A 22044-nucleotide genomic window follows, 5' to 3' on the forward strand; every position below is an offset into this window, starting at 1 on the left:
AAAAGATGAGGGGGTAAAATTAATTTCTTGTAAGAATAAGAACCGTAGATGTAATCAACAAGGATGCAATGGATACTGCAATACCGGCCCTATTGTCCAATGTAGACGATGTAACCGCAGATTGATTGGGTTCAATATAGACAATGTCGTTTTGTGTAAGATAGTACACAGGGGAGTTCAAGGCATCTTTCTTGGTTAAATCTATTCTGTTGTAGACTTTTGTACCGTTAAAATCCCTGATAACAAGAACATTGTTCCGCATACCTTTAATGGTAAGGTCATTGGCCAATCCCAAGGCCTCAAAAATGGTAATCTGCTCACCTACTACGGGATAAGTGCCAGGTCTGTTGACTTCGCCCAATACGGTAACGGTAAAATTCTTTAACCTGACGTTTATGATGGGATCTTTCAAATAATCGCTGAGCCTATCTTTCAATAAGACTTTTACCTCTTCCGGCGAAAGCCCTTGAATTTTTACACTTCCTATAACGGGAAAGTCAATATTTCCTTCCTTATCAACAATATAATCTACTTGTTGTGGGGTAAAACCACCTTCCTCAGCACCTTTAAAAAGGTTAAAGGGCACACTTGCTTCCGGATCCAATGTAGAGACGTGGATACTTAAAACATCGTCTACCTTGAACTTGGATGAAAAAGTATTCTTGCTCACCAAAGTTTCAAAATCCTTTGCATCTTGAAAATAGACTACATCTTTTTTAGAAGCGCATGAAGCAAGAAGGGCACCAATGACTAATGTGATGCCTAAGCATTTGATTGAAGATTTAATTTTGTGCATGAAGTAAGGTTTTTAGTAAAAGTTCACGTAAGGTTTTTTTCTTTGACATCGGACAAGTGGGGGGTGTCCAATTTCTTTTCTTGATCTAGCTGGGTAAATTTAGAATTTTTAGAGACATATTCGGGTACGATTTCCTTCATTAATCTAACGGTATTCCCCGAAAAGAACATATTGGTAAGGCAAAGCTCCTCTATTTTGGTTCTTGCAGCATTATAATCGATACATTTGGTTTTGCTGATCAATATTTTCTTGTGGTAGGTCGGCATTGTGTTTTCGCCATTGGCCAACAACTCTTCATAAAGTTTTTCACCAGGGCGCAGACCTGTGATTTCTATGTCGATATCATGCGGATAGGATAATCCGGAGAGTTTTATCATGTTCTTGGCCAGATCGAATATTTTTACACATTCTCCCATATCAAAAATAAAGATTTCACCTCCATTGCCCATGGACCCTGCTTCCAAAACCAGTTGCGAGGCTTCGGGTATGGTCATGAAATAACGGGTTATATCTTTATGGGTAACGGTAAGCGGACCACCTTTTTCAATCTGCTTTTTAAACAATGGAATTACAGACCCATTTGATCCCAGAACATTGCCAAATCTTGTTATGATGAACTTGGTTTTGTTCTCTTGTTGAAGACAACTGATGTACATTTCAGCAATTCTCTTGGTGGCACCCATGACGTTGGTTGGGTTTACCGCTTTGTCCGTAGACACAAAAACAAACTTGCTCACATTGTTCTGAATGGCCAAGTCTGCAATTACCTTGGTTCCTGCAATGTTTATTTTAATGGCCTCGTAAGAATTATATTCCATTAGCGGAACATGCTTGTAAGCGGCAGCATGGAAAACCATGGTTGGCTTATACTCTTGGAACAGCATGCTCATCCTATTTTTATCCCTGATATCGGCCACTAAGGCAATATAGTTGTGGTGACCATTTTGTTTCAATTCCTGCTGAAGGTCATACAAAGCCGATTCCGCTTGGTCAATAATGATCAACGACGTATAATCGTACAGGCAAATTTGCCTAACAAGCTCGCTTCCAATGGATCCAGCGCCCCCGGTCACCAAAATGGTCTGGTTTTTAAGCGCTTCGCCAATTTTGTTGTTCTTGGTGTCAATGGGTGGCCTGTCCAACAAATCCTCAATCTGAACCTTTTTGATCTGGGAAGGCTTTAACTCACCATTGATCCAATCCTCCACGGGTGGAACAATTTTTACTTGAATAGGTAGATTTACCAATTCTTGTACTTCTTTCCGTAGCTCATTTGGTCCAATCTTTTGTATGGAAAAGATGACTTCGGAAATTTTGTTTTTATGGATAAAGCTTTCCGTCAGTTCTTCTTTACCGAAAATTTTGACACCATTGATCTGTTTCCCAACTTTTCTGCCATCGTGGTCAATGTATCCTATGACACGGGCAGTGTTCAAAGGACTGTTGGTGATAACATTGTGGGCTATGATCCCAGATTCGCTGGCACCATAGATGAGAACGTTCTTTGTGATTTTGAGGTTGTTCCTGCTTTGATATTGGTGGTGCAAATACTTGAAAAGAAACCTCGATGCCGTTAATCCCATGAAAGAGATAAGACTGTGTATAATAATAATGGATAGCGGAATGGTAAACCCTTCCACAAACTCGTACTGCTTGATCAATACCACAAAAAAGATGGTGAAAATACTTGCCAAGCAAGTTGCGTTGAACAAATTATACACATCCTTTACACCAGTATGTCTTATAACTCCCTTGTGAGACCCAATAATCAAAATTGCAGCACATGAAATCAACACAACCAAAGGAAGCTGATAGAAAAGTTGCTGTACATCAAAATCCAAGGTAAGATTAAACCTGATGATGTAGGATAAGACAAAGGAGAATGAGATTATTATGGAATCAATAACTAATACCAGCCACTTGGAAATATGCTTTTTAGTGGTTTCTGCAAGTAGTTTTGAAATCATTTGTTTGATTGGGTTTTTGGGTTAAGCCATGGTGAAGATACAAATGATCAATTCTCCTGATTAAGTTTGAAATGTAATTTCGTTAAAGCCGAGATATTATCGTTTAAGTGCAAAAAAAATCCTAAAGCCTTGGTTAAGAATAATGATAAATCTGTTTGCAAATGAATGGAGCTTTAAGCTTTTGTTTTCATGGGAATCCAACAAAACTCCAAGAGATATAAGATTCTTCTTTCAATAAATGTACTAGAGGTTGTAAAGTAGTAAGGAAAGGTTGAAAAGGATACCACTTGGTACCTAAACTGAATGCCAATGAGTTTCATCCTGAGATTTTTGACGATGAAATGCGGTTTTTCTTTTGGGGTGGTTTTTAATCGAAGAATTGAACGCTTTTGACGTATTAATAGAGAAGAGTTTTTTGTTAAAGTTAACTTTGGTTGTTCAAAAAAATGGAAATGAAAAAAATTACCCCTTCAATCTCACTTATCTTAATTTGCTTTTTCACCTTTTTTGCAACCAACCTCAAGGCTCAGTCTCCTGATCAAGTAGGTCAATGGAGCGACCCCATCGGATTTGGCATTGTACCAGTTGCGGTGGCCAACCTTCCCGACGGACGTTTGATAACGTGGTCGTCACAGTTTAGGGACACATGGACGGGTTCTGGTGATGGAGCAACTTTTACTGAAATTTTCGACCCATTTATGGGACCTGATGGACAGGCGCTTGGTGAATTTACCACCAATACAGATCATGATATGTTCTGTCCAGGAATCAATAACCTTTCTGATGGAAGAATTCTTTCCGCAGGAGGTACTACCAGTCAACGTACCAGTATATATGACCCGGTCACAGGAGATTGGGCAGTGGCTGATGAAATGAACATCCCCAGAGGATATCAGGGTAATGTAACCTTGACAGATGGCTCCGTTTTTACAGTTGGGGGTTCTTGGAGCGATGCGGATACACCTGCAACCAATGGCGGTAAAGATGCAGAACTTTGGACAGAAGCAACGGGCTGGGTGTCCTTGCCAGGAATTACAGGGGAGGATATTTATACCGCCAACGATTTGGCCTTGGAACTACAAGGCTTGTATAGAGTGGACAACCATGTGTGGCTTTGGCCAGCACCCAACGGATACCTTTTCCATGCAGGACCTAGTGAAATGATGCACTGGATCGATGTTTCGGGGACAGGTTCTATCGTGGACGCAGGCCTTAGGGCAGATGATACTTATTCCATGAAAGGCACCACCGTAATGTTCGATATCGGAAAAATATTGAAAGTGGGCGGTGCCGAATCGTATGGGGATAGTGATTTGGTGGGAGCGCCTCCTGCCAAGGACAACAGCTTTGTGATTGACTTGAACGGGGTGGCTTATGGGGGTACACCAACAGTAACCCAGACAGTCAATAATTTGGAATTTTCCAGAACCATGCACAACAGTACGGTTTTGCCTAATGGAGAGGTCTTGGTTACTGGAGGTTTGGACCACGCAGAAGTATTTACGGATGATGGGGCCAGACTTACGGCTGAAATCTATAATCCGACCACAAATAGCTGGCGATCCGTTGCCGGGATGCAAATGGCTAGAACTTATCACAGTGTTGGCATCTTGATGATAGATGGCCGAGTTTTTGTAGGTGGTGGTGGTTTGTGTGATTCATCTAACCTGGATGAATGTTACAATCACTTCGACGCTGAGATCTACAGCCCGCCCTATTTGTTCAATCCGGATGGGTCTTTGGCCGCACGGCCAACCATAAGTGCACCAGCCACTGCGGATTACAATACTTCTATAAATGTAACAGGAAGCACTGATATTCAAGAATTCAGCTTGATTAGATTTTCGGCTGCCACACATAGTACCAATAATGAACAAAGAAGAATACCGGTTACATTTTTTCCAGGAACTCCCGGAGATTATTCGGTTGATATTCCTGGAAGGGAATTGTTGCCTCCAGGCTACTACATGTTGTTTGCCATCGATTCCAATGGAGTTCCTTCTGTAGCTGAGGCCGTTCAGATAGGATCGGATATTCCTCTTAGCAACAACCCAAGTTTGGTTTTGGATGTTAAGTTTGATGAAGGTTCAGGCTCTACAGCAGCAGATGATTCACAATACGGAAACAACGGAACCATTTATGATGTAGATAATGACGCCGCTACCAAAGTACTTAGTACTGACAATTGGGGTACAGGTGTATTTGGAGGAGCTTTGCAAACTGATGGTGCTGAATTCCAAAGTAACACGATTTTTGAGGTGCCGTATTCTTCGTCTATGTCCACAATAAGGCAGCAAATCACCATGATGGCTTGGGTAAATCGAAACGAAGTGGTTCATAATGCCGGGGTGTTTAGTCATAATTATCCAGACATGTTTTTTGGATTCCATAACAATTTGTATAAATGGGAGTTCATGACTGCTCTAGGACAAGCTTCATGTTACTCAGGATATACCCCTCCGGGCCAATGGGTACACATTGCCGCAACCTATGATGGGCATACCGCCAAGCTTTATGCCAATGGCGTAGAGATTTGCAGCGTGGAGATAACCTCGGATATCAACATGAATTCTGTAGATCCTAATTTCTCGTCATTTACATCATCTGGATTTTATGAAACCAATCCCGACCCTGACCCTAGCTACAATGATAGTGGTGTAACCGATGAATTGGATGGTAGAATTGATGAGTTAAAGGTGTTTAATATTGCGCTTTCACCCAGTGAAATAGATGCGTATTATCAGCAAGGCGTACAGACAGGCAACCCTAATATTCCGGACTGTAGTGGAAACCCCATTGTAGCAGAATATAAAGTAGGTGCTGCCGGCACTTGGACGGAAGGCAACAATATTAATGCCGTAGAAGGCAGTGAGATATACATTAGGGCAAAAGACTATGTTGGGGAATATTTTGTCACTACCATGGAAGTGGATGGACCAACCTTTAGCTCGGTGGACGATTTACCAGGATTTAATGCAGATGCCGCTTATCAGATAGACACTAATATTTTTCCATTCGGGGATCCTGAAAAGAATGACGGTTTGGTAAGTGTCGGAAATGAGGGAACATACGTACTTACCACGGCAGAAGGTTGTTTAACGGTAATTAATTTAAATGTTGCCGGGTCTTGTGATCCTGGAGATACCCCTATTTATCCTGAATATCAGTTAAATGGTGTTTGGAGTGATGGTGTGTCGGGTGAAACTATCCAAGTTGAGCAAGGCACCACCGTGGTATTGAGTGCAGCACCTAATGAAGTTGGGGATATTACCATAACACTCCCCAATGGTACAGAGGTGGGAGATGATTACGACTTAGGTCCAATTTCTACAATTCAGGCAGGTACCTATATATTTACTTCATTACAAGGATGTACTGCAACATTGGAGATTGAAGTGACTACACCAGACTGCGGTACATTTGGTCTTGTAACTGAGTATAGTACTGACGGGAACAATTATGTTGAAGGAGCAAGTGAGCTTACTTTGGATGAAGGTCTTACGCTAATTTTGGGTATTGAGCCTAGTGGATATCCCTTTACAATCGCTGGACCCAACGGCAATGATAAAGCCTTTGATCAAAATGACTTGACCATCCCCAGTCTAACTCCTGCGGACAGTGGAACCTATACGTTCACCACGGGCAATGGTTGTTCTGTGACCTTGGACCTTACCGTAAATGCAGTGGATTGTGTTACCTTGGGATTGGTCACCGAATATAGTTTGGATGGAGACAATTATGTTGAAGGAGCAAGTGAGCTTACTTTGGATGAAGGATTACCATTGATATTGGGTATTGAGCCAGGGGGGTACCCATTCACAATTACAGGACCCAACGGAAACGACAAACCTTTTAATGAAGCAGATCTCACCATTCCAAACCTTACAGTGGCAGATAGTGGCACCTATACCTTTACAACAGGTAATGGCTGCTTTGTAACTTTAGATCTTACGGTAAATGCAGTAGACTGTGGAACCTTTGGATTGGTCACTGAATATAGTTTGGATGGGGATACTTATGTAGAAGGGGCTAGTGAACTGGAAGTGGATGAAGGATTTTCTCTTATCTTGGGTATAGAACCCAGCGGATTTCCCTTTACCATTACAGGGCCTAATGGCAATGACAAACCTTATGATTTAAACGATCTTACCATTCCTAGCCTAACTACGGCAGATAGTGGAACATATACATTTACTACAGGTAACGGTTGTTTCGTCACTTTGGATTTGACCGTTAATGAAGTGGATTGTGTAGCATTGGGCTTGACCACCGAATATAGTTTGGATGGAAATAACTATGTGCAAGGCGCAACGGATATTACCATTGACGAAGGCAGCGTTCTTTATTTAGGAGCGGAACCACAAGGAATTCCATATAGCATTACAGGGCCTAATGGTAATGATAAACCCTTGAACGCTGATGACCTTATTATTCCCAATGTAACTCCCGCAGATAGTGGTACATATACATTTACTACAGGAAGTGGCTGTTTTGTTACCCTGGATGTTACTGTAAATGATGTTGATTGTGGCACACTTGGATTGGTCACAGAATATAGTTTGGATGGTGAAAACTACATCGAGGGAGCAACAGATGTTACCGTTGATGAGGGCAATATTCTCTTTCTAAGTATCCTGCCTCCTAATCTACCGTTTTCTATCACTGGACCAAACGGAAACAATAAAGCTTTCGATTTTAATGATTTAACCATTTCCAACTTGGTTCCCGCAGACTCTGGAACATATACCTTTACTGCGGGCGGAGATTGTGAGGTTTCAATCAACCTTACTGTGAACCCAGTGGACTGTGGTACTTTGGGTATGGTTACAGAATACAGTATAAATGATAACTCATTTTTTGAAGGAGCAACCGAGCTTACGGTGGATGAAGGAAACAAGTTGCAATTGAGTATTCAACCTCAAGGATTGCCTTATTCCATTATCGGACCTAATGGCAATGATAAACCCTTCGATTTTGATGATCTTATCATTACTACGTTAGTTCCTGCAGATAGTGGTCTGTACAGATTTGTAAGCGGTAGTGGGTGTGAGGTTACGCTGGATTTAACTGTAAATCCGGTTGATTGTGCCACCTATGGTGTGGTTACGGAATACAGTTTAAATGGTGGACCATTTGTAGAAGGAGCAAGTACCTTGGAGGCCATTGAAGGAGATAATCTTGTGTTGAGCATAGAACCGTTTGGCGCAGCTTTTTCAATCGATGGACCTAATGGGAACAACAAACCTATGGGAGTCAATGACTTGACTATTCCAAGTTTAACCACAGCGGATAGTGGCACATATACCTTTACAACAGGTAGCGGATGTGTAGTCATGTTGGATTTAACGGTCAACACCTTCTGTTCTACCATTGGTTTGGAAACTGAATACGTCCTCAATGGCGAGGCGGCAGTTACTGGATCTAGTTCAGTTTCTGTAGTCGAAGGAGATAACATTTCGCTTGGAATTATTCCTGACGGACGTACATTCTCTGTGGCTGGCCCCAACGGAAATACAAAACCATTGGATCTTACCGACCTTGTACTAGGCAGCGCTACTCTTGCTGATAGTGGAACATATACCTTTACTACCGCAGAGGGCTGCGAAGTTCAATTGGACTTGAATGTAGTTGAATTCTGTACTGCACTAGGCTTACAGACCGAGTATAGCCTGAACGGTGATACGGCTGTTGTAGGACAAGCCACAGTTGCCGTAGAGGAAGGAGACCAATTGTCCTTGGGTGTTTTCCCTGATGGACTTACCTTCTCCATAGCAGGTCCCAATGGAAACAACAAAGCCCAGAGTACGGATGATTTGGTACTTACGGATATGGCGCAAGCCGATGCTGGAATTTATACCTTCACTACCGCTGAGGGTTGCGAAATTCAGTTGGAAGTCACTGTAGGCGATCCATGTATTGCACTAGGCTTACAGACCGAGTTTAGCCTGAACGGTGATACGGCTGTTGTAGGACAGGCCACAGTTGCCGTAGAGGAAGGAGACCAATTGTCCTTGGGTGTTTTCCCTGGGGGGCTTACCTTCTCCATAGCAGGTCCCAATGGAAACAACAAAGCCCTGAGTACTGATGATTTGGTACTTACGGACATAGCGCAAGCCGATGCTGGCGTGTATACCTTCACTACAGACCAGGGCTGTGAAGTCCAGTTGGAAGTCACTGTAGGCGATCCATGTATTGCACTAGGCTTACAGACCGAGTATAGTCTGAACGGTGATACGGCTGTTGTAGGACAGGCCACAGTTGCCGTAGAGGAAGGTGACCAATTGTCCTTGGGTGTTTTTCCTGATGGGCTTACCTTCTCCGTAGCAGGCCCCAATGGAAACAACAAAACCCTGGGTACGGATGATTTGGTACTAACGGATATAGCGCAAGCCGATGCTGGCGTGTATACCTTCACTACAGACCAGGGCTGTGAAGTCCAGTTGGAAGTTACTGTAAGCGATCCTTGTACTTCACTAGGATTACAGACCGAGTATAGCCTGAACGGTGATACGGCTGTTGTAGGACAGGCCACAGTTAGCGTAGAGGAAGGTGACCAATTGTCCTTGGGTGTTTTCCCTGATGGACTTACCTTCTCCTTAGCAGGCCCCAATGGAAATAACAAAGCTCTGAGTACGGATGATTTGGTACTAACGGATATAGCGCAAGCCGATGCTGGCGTGTATACCTTCACTACAGACCAGGGCTGTGAAGTTCAATTGGAGGTAACGGTTACCGCTGCGAACCAAAACCAGCCGCCGGTTGCAGTGATTGATGCCAACCCTGCAAACGGAACCGTACCATTGGAAGTCAATTTTGTTGGATCAAATTCACAGGACGATGTAGAAGTGGTATCCTACGCTTGGAATTTTGACGATGGTAGCCAATCAGACGAAGCAAATCCTACTCATATATTTGAGGTTTCAGGAACCTATGAAGTAACATTGACTGTTGAAGATGCCGAAGGTTTAACGGATACAGCCACAATAACCATAGTGGTAGAACCATCCGCGGAAATGGTTTCCATTTTGGCTCCTAACCCTGCAACAGGAACCGCAAGGATATATGTGGATACTGCAGCTGATGAAATAACAGTCACGCAAATTCATTTGCATGACTCTAGTGGAAGATATATTACATCCTATGTTCCTTCCGAAGTAGAAGTTGACGGAGGATACGAGCTGCCCATATTTGCGGTTTCAAATGGCGTGTATACAGTGCAGTTGGTTCTAAACAGTGGGGACACAGTACCTTTAAGACTCATTGTTCGAAACTAATAACAGGAATAATTAAAAAAGTAAGCAGGCTGTCCATGTTCTGGACAGCCCTGCAATACCTTTGAAGCTCTTCAGATAAAACAATCAAGGAATAGTTTAGAGAATAAAAATCCAAATGGAGAAAAAAATTAAATTATGTTTGGTTGGGGGGGAAGACGCCCATAAAAGAATCGAGCTTTCAAATTATTTGCTTCAACATGGTTTTGAGATTACCATTTTGGGCACCAAGGATTATGACTACCCAGAACATATCCAGTTCATAAAATATAACCTGAACAGGAAATTGAACCTGTTCTCGGATATAGCATCCATTTTCCAATACAGAAAAATTTTCAAGGAGCATAAGTTTGATATTGTACAAACCTTTGATACCAAACCTGCTTTCTTGGTACCCTTGGCTTCGTTTGGACAACCCCACAAGGTGGTACGTACCATAACTGGTTTGGGAAAATTATTTGTTTCCAAAGGTCTATCAACACGTATTGCCCAATCCGTATACGTTTTCTTGCATACATTGGCCAGAAAAAGGGTGTTCTGTACTACCTTCCAGAATTTGGATGATCGCAACTTTTTTCTTGAAAAAGCGTTGGTAACAGAAAAGAACCATTCCATGATCTATGGTAGTGGCATAGATTTAAAAAGCATTAAAGAGAAGGCTGCCAGGAGCAGAAGCCCCTTTACCGCAATTTGCGTTTCAAGGTTGGTCTATGCCAAAGGAATCATCCAGTATTTGGAAGCCGCTAAAATGTGTGCTGACAAAGGATTTGGGTTTAAGTTTTTGTTGGTTGGCCCATTGGAAGAGAATTCAGAAAAGCTGAACGAGAAAATCCTAAACCAATATGCGCCATATGTAGAATGGTTGGGAAAACGAAGTGATGTTCCAGATCTGCTATTGGGATCTGATGTCTTTGTGCTGCCTACCTTCTATCGCGAAGGTTTTGCAAGGGTGTTGTTGGAAGCATCTGCATATGGATTACCCTTGGTGACCACAGATGTACCCGGAGTTACCGATATCGCAAGGCACATGAAAGAAGGGTTGATTGTAAAACCAAAGGATTCTGAGGCATTGGCGGAAGCCATAATTGCCTTATATGAAAATGAAACGTTAGCGGACGAACTTTCTAAGAATGCGCTGCTCAATGTTCAGAATTACAGCATGGAAGTTGTAAGTAAAGCCTATTCAGACCTATATCAAAAAGCATATGAAAATTGATTTTTCGCCTCCGTTTATTAACGACAAAGTAAAAGAGGAAGTCCTTAAATCCTTGGATTCAGGGTGGATAACCACTGGTCCGCAAGTACGCAAGCTTGAAGAACAAATCAAGGAAGCAACAGATGCTCCCGAAGTAGTCTGTGTAAACTCATGGACTTCTGGTGCCATTTTGGTCTTAAAATGGTTAGGAGTAGGTGAAGGTGATGAAGTGATCATACCGGCATATACGTATGCAGCCACGGCCATGTCTGTGATTCATGCAGGGGCGAGACCAATTATGGTAGATGTTGGTGAAGATTTTAATATTGCCATTGAGAACATTGAAAAAGCAATTACGCCCAGAACTAAGGCCATAATCCCTGTTGATTTTGCGGGCTGGCCTTGCGATTATGATGGAATCAATGACTTGGTGTCCAAAAAGAGGGAATTGTTTGTTCCACAAGGTGAAGTTCAGGAAAAACTGGGTCGTATTTTGGTGGTGGCCGATGCTGCACATTCCATAGGTGCGATGTATAAAGGTAAAAGCACGGGTGTTTTAACGGATATCACTATTTTTTCATTACATGCAGTAAAGAATGTCACCACAGCAGAAGGTGGGGCAATATGCTTAAATCTTCCAGAGCCATTCAATAACGATGAGTTATATCGTACCCTGAGATGTTATTCCTTAAATGGACAGACCAAGGATGCTTTGGCCAAATCCAAAGCAGGGAGCTGGAAATACGATATTATTTACCCAGGGCTTAAGATTAATCTTCCTGATGTTTTGGCTGCAATTGGTGTAGGTCAAATGGAGGTGTATTTGGATGACATATTGCCAAAACGAAAAGAGATTTTTGAGCAGTACAATTCCTTTTTTGAGGAAAAGGATTGGGCCATTGAACCACATTTTCGTACGGACGACCAACAATCGTCTTGCCATTTGTATCCGCTTAGAATCAAAGGAGCAACCGAAGAACAAAGAGATTTGATCATTCAAGGAGTTGGAGAAAGAGGGGTGGCCGTAAACGTGCATTTTCAGCCATTGCCCAGATTATCGCTTTTTAAACAAATGGGATATCAAGAAGAAGCGTATCCGATGGCCATGCAGATGTACACAAATGAAATATCATTGCCCATATACCCACAATTGTCCCAAGAACATATTGCCTATATAGTAAAGGTGGTTTCCGAGACTGTGGAAAATGTCCTGAAATGAAAAGATTGTTCGACATAATATTGTCTTCTTTTGGGATACTTGTATTGTCGCCAATACTTGTCCTCATTGCCATATTGGTCAAGATTTCATCCAAAGGACCTGTTTTTTTTAGGCAAGTGAGGGTTGGTAAAGGAAACAAGGATTTTAGGATTTTTAAGTTTAGGACCATGTATACTGGTTCGGACAAGAAAGGACTGCTCACAGTAGGAGGTAGAGACCCTAGGGTTACCAAGGTGGGGTATTATCTAAGAAAATTCAAATTGGACGAACTTCCTCAACTCTTTAATGTTTTTACGGGTGAAATGAGTTTGGTAGGACCAAGACCGGAGGTGAGAAAATATGTTGAGCACTATTCCGAATCAGATATGGAAGTTCTTTCCGTTAGACCAGGAATAACCGACTATGCTTCTATTGCCTTCAGGAATGAAAATGATATTTTAAAAGAATCCGAAGACCCCGAAAAAAAATACATTGAGGAAATAATGCCCATCAAATTAGGCCTCAATAAAAAATATATTGCCGAGAAAGGCATGTTCAAAGACTTGTCCATTATATTCAAAACCATAACCGTTATCATAAAAAAACAATAGTTCATGAACATTTTAGTCACAGGAGCCGCCGGCTTTATTGGATACCATGTATGTAAATCTTTGTTGGACAAAGGACATAGGGTCGTTGGGCTGGACAATATCAACGATTACTATCCGCGTAGTCTTAAGTTTTCAAGACTGGAGCAGTTGGGTATTGAAGAAGACAAGGCCAAAAATTTCAATACTATTGTAGAGAGCGGTACATACCCAGATTTTAGCTTCATTCGTTTGGGATTGGAGGATAGTGCTTCGATGGACAAACTATTCAATGAGCATAAATTTGAAATAGTTTGCAATTTAGCGGCCCAGGCAGGAGTAAGATATAGTTTGGAAAACCCTTCTGCATATATTGAAAGCAACATTGTGGGGTTCTTCAATATTTTGGATAACTGCAAGCGCCATGAAATAAAGCATTTGGTATATGCCAGTAGTTCCAGTGTATATGGGTTGAACAAAAAGGTTCCTTTTGAGACTACTGATAATGTGGACCACCCAATTAGCCTTTACGCCGCTTCCAAGAAAAGTAATGAGCTTATGGCACACACCTATAGCCATCTCTACGGCTTTAAGACTACTGGACTACGGTTTTTTACAGTGTATGGCCCATGGGGAAGACCAGATATGGCCATGTTTCTGTTCACCAATGCCATGCTAAAAGGCGATCCCATAAAAATATTCAACAATGGGGATTTGGAAAGGGATTTCACCTACATAGACGATATCGTGAATGGGGTTGTAAGGATCATAGAAAAACCAGTTGCGGATGATGAGCCAAAATATAAGATTTTCAATATCGGTAACAATGACTCAGTTAAGCTTACCGATTTTATTGAAACTATAGAAAAGGAGTTGAACATAGAGGCCAAAAAAGAGTATTTGCCCATGCAACCAGGGGATGTTAAAAAAACCTGGGCCAATGTAGATGATTTGGTAAGTGAATACAATTATGAACCAAACACAAGTATTTCCGTTGGGATTAAACGATTTGTGGAATGGTTCAAGGCCTATTACAAAATCTAACATCAAGTGTCATGAAGTTCAAACTATTTAGACAAAACGCCATTGATCTTCTTAGAAGGAAATCTTCACAAAGATTTATCCCAGAGATCGATGCTTTACGGTTTTTTGCCATACTTCCTGTAATGTTTGCGCACTGTAGCCAAGCTTTTTTGGAATACAACACCAATTTTGATCGCGAGCTGATTGAAAGTGAAAGTTTACTTCGGTATGTTATGTATCAAGGAAATCTGGGAGTAGAACTGTTTTTTGGTATTAGTGGATTTATCCTTGCACTTCCTTTTCTTGGGAAAAAAATAAAGGAGTTGGACTTTAGGAGTTATTTTCTGCGTAGACTTATCAGAATTGAACCGCCCTATCTTATTGCGATCTCAGTGTTCTTTTTGGTGCACCTTTTTATAATGGGACAACATGACTTTGCTTTTTTATGGGATCGTTATGTAGCCTCATTTTTTTATGTGCACAATCTAGCTTACCACTCCTATTCATACATTCTTCCTCCGGCATGGAGTTTAGAAATTGAGGTGCAGTTCTATCTGTTAATGCCAATTTTCATTCTAGGTTTCTGTTTGATGAACAAAGCAGTTTGGCGTTATTTCCTCTATTTCTTAATGTTGATGCTTTCTTTGCATTTGGATGTTACCCCGGATTTGGATTTAAATGACTACTTGAGGTATTTCCTTGCCGGGATAATAGCAGCGGATGTATATAAGAATGTTAAGTTTGAAAGATTTTGGGTATGGGATATCTTTTTTGTGGTAAACCTGTTCCTGTTTTTCTTTGTTTTTGGCGATTGGATGCTAAGGACACTTAGCTTGTTCTTGATATTGATTTCATCCTTTAACCTATCTATTTTGAAAAAGGTAGTGACCAATAATTGGGTCACGGTCATAGGGGGAATGTGTTATTCATTGTATTTGCTTCACTTTCCGTTTTACCATTTGGTGATGAAGATCTTTTCGGATAGACTTACTTTTATTGATTCTTATGAATTTACCTTTATTTCCCAAGCTTTGATTTTTGTTCCTCTTTCAATTGTAGTGATTACAGGATACTATCTTTTGGTGGAAAAACCATTTATGGTACTTAGCCAGAAGTATGGGAAGATTGGAAAAAAGAATACTAAAAAACTAAAGGAGGCTTAAGCCTCCTTTAGTTTTATTTTTGATGGAATAATAAAATCTTTTTTTAGTTTCTATCTATCAACCATGTTCAAGAACTCTTCCAAATTGGTATAGCCATCTTGGTCGGCATCATCATTGGCCCCAGTATTCAAGGTTCCAAAATTGGCCATTTCCCAAATATCCGCCATACCATCCAAATCAGAATCGTAATCACTGCTTCTTTGGTTGGTTGGGATGTTAGGGTAAGCATAGCTTCCACCATCATACCAGACAAATCCACTACAACCTTTGCAGTTGGTGTAGGTGTCGTTTAGGAAATCACTTATGTATTCTTTATCCAAATCATCTTGCCAAGTCCCATAAGAACCATCAGCTTTTAGGTATTTATTGGCTCCAACATCGCCTGTCACATCGTTTACGGCTTCACTGGCAGAAGTTACGGTAACAGGAACCCCTTCTATGCTAAACGGACTGCTTTGAAAATAACTTTCCCAAGGGTTGGGAGGGCTTACAGCTTGTCCATTTATGGTTATCGTCCATCCATCTCGGTTATCTTGGTTGGCAAAATTCATACCTTCATAGTAATTACCCGAGGCATAAACTTTTACGTCGTGACCTGATTTTACACTTAACATGTTAAGTCCATTTCCTTTACTGGTATTGGAAGTGGCTCCAGGTCTATAGTAATTGTTGATTTGATTTACCCTTGCATTGCATTCGGCACTGATAAGTTTAAATTTCCAGTTGCCAATAAGATTGTTTACATATTCGTGGGTACCTCCAGCCGCATTCGAGGGCATTCTATTATATCCGTGAATGGATAGATTGTGGTGCGATGAAAAATAAGTCAGAGTTCTCCAAACATCTGGATTTTGCTCACCACCGGCCAAACCTCCATTCTGACTTTCGCCTGTTAGAACCCGTTGTACGGTAACATTGCCAGATTGTGAACCTCCAAAGTGCCAAAAATCTATGGTTTCATCTCCACCTCCTGAAACAGAAAGGTGATCATAGATCACATAACGGCAACCCATACAGGTAATGGCATCATTTCCTTCACCAGCACCTTGCGAATTGAAAGGTCTAACCCTTAGATATCGTATCACAACATTTTGAACACTGTAAAACTGTAACGGAGCTCCTTTGATGGTGATTCCTCCTTGCGGGGCAGTTTGTCCTGCGATGGTTAAATTACTGTGTTCAGAACCATTAAGCACAATACTGCTACGTAGTTCAATTTCACCGGAAACATTAAAAACAATAGTTCTGGGACCACTTTGTTGAACGGCCCATCTGAAAGATCCCTCACCACTATCCGCAAGGGTTGTTACAACTAAAACCTTACCACCACGGCCACCGGTAGCGTAAGCACCGGCTCCTTCGGCGGAAGGGAATGCCAAAACACCATAAGAAACCTCGTCATCCAATATGGGGTCAGTATCGGAATCTGTATCCGGTTCGTCTACGGTATTGTCATCTTTATTTTCTTCCTGTACAGTCTCTTCTATTTCTTCGTCAATGGCTTGAGTAAATAAATCCTCGTCCTTTTGGCATGATGAAAAAGTAATAAGCAGAAAGTAGGTTAAGAAAATGCTCATCAGTAATCTTTGAGGTTTTTTCATAAATAACTAGATTTGTGGGGTGTTCGAGACTTCATCACGGGGCGTAAATTTAATTCGTAAAAAAATTAAATCGATAAAAACACATGATTTTTCGATGAAATGCACAGCACACCACCCTTTTTAACTTTTTAACTGTCTTTTTGTTACTAAAAATTGTGAACAAAGCCTTGTACGAACCGATTAAGAACTATGGATTTTCCTTTTAACTTTATTTAACAGTTTTCATGTGTTTTTCGATGAACTACACTAAATTTTTAATTGAAATTGGCACAATACAATTAATAATTCTAGCCAAACAACCACTGCCTTAAACCATACTTTCAATAAGAGACCAACCAAAAAATGAAGCAAAAACTAAAGATTGGTGTGTTGATAGACCAATACCAAATTTCCTCTTGGGAAAACAGCATACTACAAGAATTGGTGAACTCTCCTTATGCAGAGATAACCGTATTGGTAAAAAAAAAGGTGGGTAAAACAACCCAAGATACATTCTCTCAGAAATTAAAGAAATACGGTCGGGTTTTTTTGTATGAACAATACATGAAACTTGAGCAAAGGTTGATAAGCCTTTCTCCGGATGCGTTTGAACCCAAAGACATTAGGGAAACCCTTTCTGTCCCTGAGTTGACAGTTGAGACCACCGAAACCGCTTTTAGTGATAGGGTTGTAGAGGAAGACATAGCCAAAATAAAAGACTACAAGTTGGATGTCTTCTTACGCTTCGGATTTAGAATTTTAAGGGGCAACATCCTAAAATGCTCCAAGTATGGTGTATGGTCTTACCATCATGGGGACAACAATGTGAATAGGGGCGGTCCCGCGGGAGTTTGGGAAGTTATTAAAGGCTGGGATGAAACTGGGGTAATATTGCAGATACTTACCGAAGATTTGGATGGAGGAGTGAAACTTTTTGAATCCTATTCATCCACTGATAAGTCCAGTATCCAAAGGAACAGGAACAACTATTATTGGAAAGCAAAATCTTTTATCCCAAGAAAGTTGAAAGAATTGTATGAAATGGGGGAAAAAGACTTTTTTAAAAGTGTTTCACCACTTAACAACAAGCCCAGCATTTATTATAATGAGCTTTTTATAACTCCAGGGAATTTCACCATGGTGAAATACATAACAAAAAGAGTATGGCATACCATCAAAGAAAAGATAAGGGAACTTTTTGTTTTGGATCAGTGGATTTTACTCTATAAGTTTGAAAAGCAGGATAAGATATCACAGTCTTTTTTTAGGTTCAAGAGGTTGGTTCCTCCTAGAGATCGTTTTTGGGCAGATCCTTTCATTGCGGTAAAGGACAATAAGTATTTTGTGTTTCTGGAGGAATACATATACAAAAAAGGAAAAGGAGTAATATCTGTTATAGAGTTAAATGAAAAGGGAATGGTAGGGGACTGTCAATTGGTTTTGGAAACCGATTACCATCTTTCGTACCCTTTCCTGTTTGAAGATGGGGACAAAATATACATGATTCCCGAAAGTGCTGATAACAACACTGTTGAGCTTTATGAGTGCGAAGAATTCCCACTAAAATGGAAACTTAAAAAAGTACTTCTGGATAACATCAGTGCATATGATGCCACAATTTTTCAATATGATGGAAAATATTGGATGTTTGCCAATGTCAGAACCAATGAAGGAGCTTCTACATGGGATGAGCTTTTCCTGTTCTATGCAGACGGCCTGTTTGATGAATGGAAGGAGCATCCAATGAATCCCGTTGTTTCAGATGTGAAAAAAGCAAGGCCGGCAGGTAATGTTATTGAGTACCAAGGAAATCTGTACAGACCGGGTCAAAATTGTGCCAAAAGGTATGGCCACGGAATGACATTGAGCAAGATCACCAAACTAACAGAGACGGAATATGAAGAAATGGAAGAGCAATCCATTTACCCCAATTGGGAGAAAGACCTCTTGGCCACACACACGCTTAATTCCAAAAGCAGACTTACAATCATTGATGCAATGATCAAGAGAAATAGGTTTTAGTATGCTTTTTTGGGAAATAAGGGCAACGAAACTGTTTTCATAATATTGTAATCCCTGAAATCCGTTTAACGATAAAACTGGTGTTTTGTCGAAATTTGCAACTGCTGGATTTTTATGCGCTCGACTATTGAGTAGCTTTAAGAAAATTCCCCGTTTTTTAAACTAAATCAACCTTTTCAACCATGCAAAAGAGTGCATATATAGCAATTCTTGCTATCTGCAGCTTTCATTTTGTCTATACCCAAAATCCAGCTCAAGACGGTCAATGGAGTGATCCCGTAGGATTTGGAATTGTGCCTGTGGCTGTGGCCAATTTGCCCGACGGCAGGCTCATTACCTGGTCTTCAAAATTCAGGGATACCTTTGGGGGACAAGATGGGGCTACCTTCACGGAAATATTCGACCCGTTTTTGGGTGCCAATGGACAGGCATTGGGCGAATTTACAGCCAACACAAATCATGACATGTTTTGCCCGGGGATCAACAATCTTCCAGATGGTCGGATTTTATCGGCAGGAGGTTCTTCCAGTGAACGAACTAGCATTTATGATCCCGTAACAGGCCTATGGGAAGTGGCAGACGATATGAATATTCCTCGAGGATATCAAGGTAATGTCACTTTGTCCAACGGTTCTGTTTTTACGTTGGGAGGTTCTTGGAGCGGTAATGGAAACTCTGGGGCAAGAGATGCTGAAATATGGACGGAGAGTACAGGATGGGTTGTGTTATCTGGGATCGATGGTGATGACATTTACACAGGGGGAGATCTTTCCACTGAATCGGAAGGTGTTTACAGAGCGGATAACCATGCTTGGTTATGGCCTGCGTCCAATGGAGGTCTTTTTCATGCTGGACCGAGCGAGTTGATGCATTGGATCGATGTTTCGGGAAATGGGAGTATCGTAAGCGCGGGTCAACGATCCAATGATTCGTATTCCATGAAAGGAACCACGGTAATGTTCGATGTGGACAAAATTTTGAAAGTGGGTGGTTCTGAATCTTATTCCAGTGGTCATCCAGCCAAAAATAATGCTTATGTCATCGATATAAACGTTCCTTATGGCACAGCACCCAATGTTACAAGTGCTGGACAGCTTTCCTTTTCCAGGACCATGCACAACAGCACAGTCCTTCCCAATGGTGATGTTTTGGTCACCGGAGGACTTGATAGGGCAGAAGTGTTTTCAGATATAGGGTCAAGACTTACTGCTGAATTATATAATCCTTCAACCAATACGTGGCGTACGGTTGCCGGAATGGTAACGCCTAGGACCTATCATAGCGTAGCTATTTTAATGACAGATGGTCGGGTCTTTGTTGGGGGCGGAGGTCTTTGTGACAGTACTCCGGGTTGTGTAAACCATTTTGATGCAGAGATCTACAGTCCACCTTATCTTTTCAATGGTAATGGCTCTTTGGCCGCCAGGCCCATAATTAGTGCTCCGGACAAAGCAAATTACAATACAGGAATTAATGTTTCAGGAAGTGCCAATATTCAAGAATTCTGTTTGATTAGATTTTCATCTGCTACACATAGCACCAATAATGAGCAGAGAAGAATTCCAGTTAGCCATACACAATCCCAAGGGGCGTACAATGTCAATATTCCAGGAAACAACCTTCTGCCACCAGGGTACTATATGCTTTTTGCAATGGATGGTAATGGGGTTCCCTCCATAGCCGAAACCATACAAATTGGAGCAAATGTGGCCAATAATCAAGATCAGAGCTTAATCTTGGATATTGGTTTTGATGAAGGTCAAGGCACAATGTCTTTTGATCGTTCCAGTTTCGGAAATGACCTCTCATTTTTTGATACGGATAATAACTTGGGCATTAAAAACCCAAGTAGCGACAATTGGGGTCAAGGCTTGTTTGGTGGAGCAATGGAAACAGATGGATATGAGTTTCAAAGCAATACTATTGGAGAAGTTTCACATTCGCAATCAATGGGTGCGCTAACCAATAAAATTACCCTCATGGCATGGGTGAATAGAGATGAAGTGCAGCACAACGTGGGCATTTTCAGTCATGATTACCCATCCATTTTCTTTGGATTCCACAATAGTCTCTACAAATGGGAGTTTCCAACAGATACGGGAGGAGAGGCAAGCTGCTATGCAGGGTATTCACCTCCAGGTCAATGGGTTCATGTTGCGGCTACGTACGATGGAAATAATGCCATATTGTACGCCAATGGTGTAGAAATTAGCCGCATGCCCGTTCAGGGAAATTTCATTCTAAATCCAAATGAGTCCAATTTTTCCACTTTTACAACTTCTGGGTTTTATCAAAGACTACAGAACCCTTCCGGTAATTATAATGGTAGTGGCGTAACGGATGAGTTGGATGGACGAATAGACGAACTTAAGGTATACAATCGCGTTCTTTCAAGAAACGAGATTGTTTCCCAATACCTACAAGGGCAATTACAAAACAATCCCAATCTTGCAGATTGTTCCCAGAACAGCATTGTTGCAGAATACATGATAGGAAATAATGGTGTTTGGATTGAAGGAAATAACATTGAGGTTTCTGATGGTGAAACGGTATATATTAGAGCCAAGGGCTATTCCGGGGAATACTTTTTGACCACTCCCCAGAAAGATGGACCTACATTCAGTTCTGTGGACGATTTGTCAAATCACAATGCCTTCAATGCATATCAGGTTGATACCTATGTCTATAATTTTGGCAACCCTGAAAGAAATAATGGACTGGTAGACCCTACCAATTATGGAAAGTTTGTTCTTACCACAGCAGATGGATGTCCAACGGTAGTGAATCTGAACACGGAAATACCCCCCTCTACAGATTGCCCACCCGGAACAACGCAAGTAGTTCAAGAATACAGGATAAATGGCGAGTGGCTGAGTGGAAGCGATCATATTACTGTGGAAGAAGGTACAGAGGTGATGTTGAGTATTTTACCCAATACCTTGGGAGTTTCCATTACATTGCCCGGTGGTACGGTTGTGGGGGATGATTATAATTTAGGCAATGTAGATATTTCGGATAGTGGTGATTATTTGCTTACCAGTAGTGAAGGGTGTACAGTGACTTTAACGTTGCAAGTAACTTCAGAAGGTGGTAGTTCGGCCCCGGTAGCGGTTGCCACGGCGAGCCCTTTGACGGGCAATGCGCCATTGGAGGTCAGTTTTACGGGCAGTGGCTCCACGGACGATGTGGGGGTGGTGTCGCACAGTTGGGACTTTGGCGACGGTGGCAGCTCCACCTTGGCG

At 41.4% G+C, this 22044-nt stretch carries 11 protein-coding genes; 8 read left to right on the plus strand and 3 right to left on the minus strand.

Features of this window, described 5'->3' with window-relative positions; all coding sequences use genetic code 11:
• Window positions 1-19: 19 nt before the first annotated feature.
• Both EZV76_RS13590 and EZV76_RS13595 read right to left on the minus strand, forming a co-directional pair.
• Entirely contained in the window at window positions 20-796 is a 777-nt protein-coding gene (locus tag EZV76_RS13590) for a polysaccharide biosynthesis/export family protein (protein WP_136567117.1), read from the minus strand.
• A gap of 23 nt (window positions 797-819) precedes the next feature.
• A complete protein-coding gene (locus EZV76_RS13595) occupies window positions 820-2763 on the minus strand; it encodes a polysaccharide biosynthesis protein (RefSeq protein ID WP_136567118.1) in 1944 nt (647 codons plus the stop codon).
• A gap of 452 nt (window positions 2764-3215) precedes the next feature.
• Here EZV76_RS13595 and EZV76_RS13600 point away from each other — a divergent pair, with 452 nt between their 5' ends.
• The 6 genes from EZV76_RS13600 to EZV76_RS13625 all read left to right on the plus strand — a co-directional run bounded on the left by EZV76_RS13600 (window position 3216) and on the right by EZV76_RS13625 (window position 15200).
• Window positions 3216-10037 carry a PKD domain-containing protein gene (locus EZV76_RS13600; protein WP_161594422.1) on the plus strand — a complete coding sequence of 2274 codons (6822 nt, stop codon included), beginning with the start codon at window positions 3216-3218 and terminating at the stop codon, window positions 10035-10037.
• 115 nt (window positions 10038-10152) lie between these two features.
• Window positions 10153-11250, plus strand: a complete 1098-nt coding sequence (locus tag EZV76_RS13605) for a glycosyltransferase family 4 protein (protein ID WP_136567120.1) — start codon at window positions 10153-10155, stop codon at window positions 11248-11250.
• Window positions 11240-12448: a DegT/DnrJ/EryC1/StrS family aminotransferase gene (locus EZV76_RS13610; RefSeq protein WP_136567121.1), complete on the plus strand. Its 1209-nt coding sequence runs from the start codon at window positions 11240-11242 to the stop codon at window positions 12446-12448. The genes EZV76_RS13605 and EZV76_RS13610 overlap by 11 nt, the downstream gene beginning before the upstream one ends.
• Entirely contained in the window at window positions 12445-13038 is a 594-nt protein-coding gene (locus EZV76_RS13615) for a sugar transferase (protein WP_136567122.1), read from the plus strand. Before EZV76_RS13610 ends, EZV76_RS13615 begins: the two co-directional genes overlap by 4 nt.
• A gap of 3 nt (window positions 13039-13041) precedes the next feature.
• Window positions 13042-14058, plus strand: coding sequence for an NAD-dependent epimerase (locus EZV76_RS13620; RefSeq protein ID WP_136567123.1), 1017 nt, complete (start codon window positions 13042-13044; stop codon window positions 14056-14058).
• An 11-nt stretch (window positions 14059-14069) separates the two neighbouring features.
• Complete coding sequence (locus tag EZV76_RS13625; RefSeq protein WP_161594423.1) at window positions 14070-15200, plus strand: acyltransferase family protein; 1131 nt, start codon at window positions 14070-14072, stop codon at window positions 15198-15200.
• Window positions 15201-15250: 50 nt separating this feature from the next.
• Here the strand turns inward: EZV76_RS13625 and EZV76_RS13630 are convergent, their stop codons facing one another.
• A complete protein-coding gene (locus EZV76_RS13630; protein ID WP_136567125.1) occupies window positions 15251-16801 on the minus strand; it encodes a pectate lyase family protein in 1551 nt (516 codons plus the stop codon).
• A gap of 342 nt (window positions 16802-17143) precedes the next feature.
• Here EZV76_RS13630 and EZV76_RS13635 point away from each other — a divergent pair, with 342 nt between their 5' ends.
• Window positions 17144-18802 carry a glucosamine inositolphosphorylceramide transferase family protein gene (locus EZV76_RS13635; RefSeq protein ID WP_136567126.1) on the plus strand — a complete coding sequence of 553 codons (1659 nt, stop codon included), beginning with the start codon at window positions 17144-17146 and terminating at the stop codon, window positions 18800-18802.
• A 182-nt stretch (window positions 18803-18984) separates the two neighbouring features.
• The coding region (locus EZV76_RS13640; RefSeq protein ID WP_136567127.1) for a LamG-like jellyroll fold domain-containing protein at window positions 18985-22044 on the plus strand (3060 nt) is incomplete at its 3' end.

Source organism: Flagellimonas alvinocaridis, assembly GCF_004916895.1.
In the GTDB taxonomy this organism is placed as follows: domain Bacteria; phylum Bacteroidota; class Bacteroidia; order Flavobacteriales; family Flavobacteriaceae; genus Flagellimonas; species Flagellimonas alvinocaridis.

What these genes read in the sequence shown, in the direction of transcription:
- EZV76_RS13620 (WP_136567123.1), top strand. Translation starts at nt 13,042, where the DNA reads ATGAACATTTTAGTCACAGGAGCCGCCGGCTTTATTGGATACCATGTA.
- EZV76_RS13590 (WP_136567117.1), bottom strand. Translation starts at nt 796, where the DNA reads ATGCACAAAATTAAATCTTCAATCAAATGCTTAGGCATCACATTAGTC.
- EZV76_RS13630 (WP_136567125.1), bottom strand. Translation starts at nt 16,801, where the DNA reads ATGAAAAAACCTCAAAGATTACTGATGAGCATTTTCTTAACCTACTTT.
- EZV76_RS13610 (WP_136567121.1), top strand. Translation starts at nt 11,240, where the DNA reads ATGAAAATTGATTTTTCGCCTCCGTTTATTAACGACAAAGTAAAAGAG.
- EZV76_RS13625 (WP_161594423.1), top strand. Translation starts at nt 14,070, where the DNA reads ATGAAGTTCAAACTATTTAGACAAAACGCCATTGATCTTCTTAGAAGG.
- EZV76_RS13595 (WP_136567118.1), bottom strand. Translation starts at nt 2,763, where the DNA reads ATGATTTCAAAACTACTTGCAGAAACCACTAAAAAGCATATTTCCAAG.
- EZV76_RS13615 (WP_136567122.1), top strand. Translation starts at nt 12,445, where the DNA reads ATGAAAAGATTGTTCGACATAATATTGTCTTCTTTTGGGATACTTGTA.
- EZV76_RS13635 (WP_136567126.1), top strand. Translation starts at nt 17,144, where the DNA reads ATGAAGCAAAAACTAAAGATTGGTGTGTTGATAGACCAATACCAAATT.
- EZV76_RS13605 (WP_136567120.1), top strand. Translation starts at nt 10,153, where the DNA reads ATGGAGAAAAAAATTAAATTATGTTTGGTTGGGGGGGAAGACGCCCAT.
- EZV76_RS13600 (WP_161594422.1), top strand. Translation starts at nt 3,216, where the DNA reads ATGAAAAAAATTACCCCTTCAATCTCACTTATCTTAATTTGCTTTTTC.